The organism is Candidatus Eremiobacterota bacterium, from assembly GCA_031082125.1.
Classification (GTDB): Bacteria; Vulcanimicrobiota; CADAWZ01; order CADAWZ01; family Ess09-12; genus Ess09-12.
Genome location: JAVHLM010000032.1, coordinates 1 through 2,390, shown reverse-complemented (window position 1 = coordinate 2,390; position 2,390 = coordinate 1). Strand labels below are relative to the sequence as shown.

The 2,390-nt window shown below is 55.1% G+C and carries 2 protein-coding genes; one reads left to right on the top strand and one right to left on the bottom strand.

The window, feature by feature from the left end; genetic code table 11:
- On the bottom strand, window positions 1-2,146 hold a 2,146-nt coding region (locus tag RDV48_25900; GenBank protein ID MDQ7826262.1), incomplete at its 3' end, for a hypothetical protein.
- Between the two features lie 39 nt (window positions 2,147-2,185).
- On the opposite strand from RDV48_25900, the gene RDV48_25895 reads away from it, so the two are divergent.
- Window positions 2,186-2,390, top strand: a 205-nt coding sequence (locus tag RDV48_25895) for a hypothetical protein (protein ID MDQ7826261.1), incomplete at its 3' end; no start/stop codon positions are given.

Here is a 2,390-nt window from a genome sequence, read left to right as displayed (position 1 = left end):
TCCTGCCGAGAATCGATGTGAGCGCCTTCTCGTCGCTTGTGCTCAGTGTGAGCGTGAACGGCGTGGCGAGCTTTTCGCTCTGCGAGGTCCTGCCGAGAATCGATGTGAGCGCCTTCTCGTCGCTTGTGCTCAGTGTGAGCGTAAACGGCGTGGCGAGTGCTTCTGCCGATGAAGTCTTGTTCAGCAAAGCGCCCAATGCAGTGTCGTCACTCGCAGCGATAGCGAGGGTAAGAGGTGTGGCAAGCATTGATGATGACGCTGTCGTGCCCAGGAACTGGGAAAGCTTCATCTGCTCTGCAATTGCCATTGTTGAGGTGAATGGCGTGGCAAAAAGCGATGAGGTCCCCAGGATGTTCAGGAAGCCTGAAAGGAATGTCGGGTCACTCATTGCGAGAGCTGACAGGAAAGGTGAAGCAAGGATACTTTGGAGCGCTGTCCTTGCGAGGAAGCCTTCGAGACTGTTGTTGCTGGCCAGGCTGAGCATCTGGGTGAATGAGTCGGAAGTGGCCGTTGTTGATGATGTCTTCCCAAGAAAAGTACTGAGAGGACTGTCACTGGTGGCATTCAGCGTCTTGGTAAACGCCGTTGCCTTGCTGCTGTCAGTTGAAGTAGTGCTGAGAAACCCTGCAAAGGCTGTTGCACTTGAATTATTGAGCGTTGAAGTGAAGGCAGTGGCCTCTGTCGGGGTATTTGCTGTCCTGTTGAGGAAAGCCGTAAGGTTGTCAAAGCTGTTGCCGAGAGTATTTATCAGCGCGGAGGCTGCATCGGCTGCCGCGCCAGAGGTCAGATTGGAAAGAAGTTGCTCAAGTGAAGAGATGCTCTGCTGTGTTGTTGCTACTGCAGTTCCCGCTGCGGCAACTGCTGCTCCTGACCCTGCTACTGCAATCGCCGAACCTGACCCTGCTACTGCAACCGCCGAACCTGACCCTGCTACTGCAACCGCCGAACCTGACCCTGCTACTGCAACCGCCGAACCTCCTGCGGAACTTGAGGCCTCTGAAGAAACAGGCGGCCAGAATGAAGGCAGTGAAGCGTCGGGCGTAAAGTCCCCTGAATTGGTGAGGAGATTGGTGACCGCCGACGAGAGGGATGAGTTTAATGATACGCCGTTATAGACGAAAGCGAAGGCGCTGAGTCCCGTTGAAGTTCCCGTGGCAAGGGCAAGCGTTTCCGCGAAATAGGTGGAGAAATTATTCGTGAGATCGGTGCCGAAGAGATTATAAAGGTTTGTGAGAGCATCGAGATTGTTGTTGGTTATGAGGCCCATCTGGCTCTGGAGGAGTTGGTTGGCCATAGTGCCCGTGGTATCGGAGCAGATCTGGTTATACATGCTTGAGAGGACATCTTTCCCTAGGTCTGTCTTCATAAGCTCAAGCTGGCTGTTCCAGAAATCAGAGGCATTTTCGGCTTTCCACCATTCCTGGTTGTAAAGGTTGTTCAATGCATCAAGAGACTTGGGATCGTTAAGGAGCTCTTCGAACTTGCTATCGGAGAAAGAGGTTAAAATGGCATCACTGATTGCAGTGGCGCCTTTTTCGCTTAATCCTGCAGTTGCAGTGATGCTCTTAACTGTATTGATGAGATCGACAGTCTCTTTCAGGCTCAGGTCCTCATTCTTGAATATATCAGTAATTGCGTTGACTGTATCAGCGCTGATATTGTCCTTATCAGTGATGCCGCCTATGATCGTATTGATATTGTCAGTGATTTCATTTTTCTGGGTAATGGTAAGACGTGATGGTGCTGTGTCAGCAGAATCAGCTGTCCCTGCTGTTGCATCTGATGAAGGACTTTCGGTCTGTGATGTCTCAAGCTGGGCTGTCGCTGCAGAGGGCACCTCGGCCTGGACTGTCACTGCAGAGGGCACCTCGGCCTGGGTTGTCGCTGCAGAGGGCACCTCGGCCTGGACTGTCACTGCAGAGGGCACTTCGGCCTGGGCTGTCGCTGCAGAGGGCACCTCGGCCTGGGTTGTCGCTGCAGAGGGCACCTCGGCCTGGGCTGTCGCTGCAGAGGGCACCTCGGCCTGGGCTGTCGCTGCAGGAGTTGCCTCAACCTTGGAGGTCTGGGCTTTAGGTGCTATGGCCTGAGGAGCCAGTAAGTCAGGTGACGCGGTGATAGCGGGCGTGCCTTCATCCAAAACAGCCACGGCGCCATTTTCTTTCTTTTTAGCTTTTTCGCGTTCCTGTTGTTCCTGTTTATTCTGTTCCTGCTGCCCGCCACCGGATTGTTGGCCGCCGCCGGACTGCTGCTGATCCTGCTGGCCGGACTGCTGCTGGCCCTGCTGGCCGCCAGACTGCTGCTGGCCCTGCTGGCCGGACTGCTGCTGGCCCTGCTGGCCGGACTGCTGCTGGCCCTGCTGGCCGCCAGACTGCTGCTGGCCCTGCTGGCCG